The organism is Bradyrhizobium sp. Kon58 (genome assembly GCF_055807455.1).
Genome location: NZ_JBVVOT010000576.1, coordinates 1 through 248 on the forward strand (window position 1 = coordinate 1; position 248 = coordinate 248).

General features: G+C 66.1%; 1 pseudogene. It reads left to right on the plus strand.

Going from position 1 to position 248, the window contains the following annotated elements:
- Nucleotides 1-248, plus strand: a pseudogene (locus AC0L20_RS41560) (FAD-dependent oxidoreductase); the annotation flags it as partial.

Below are 248 nucleotides of genomic sequence, written 5' to 3' on the forward strand. Positions count from 1 at the left end.
CGGCGTGCCGCACCTGGTGCTGGAACGCAGCCGAATCGCCGAGCGCTGGCGCACCGGGCGCTGGGACTCGCTGGTGGCCAACGGGCCGGCCTGGCATGACCGGTTTCCGGGGCTGGAATTCGATGATGTGGCGCCCGATGGTTTCGCGCCAAAGGAGCGCGTGGCGGACTACTTTGAAGCGTATGCGCGCAAGTTCAATGCGCCGATTCGCACGGGCGTTGAGGTCACTTCGGTGGTGTGCACGGTAA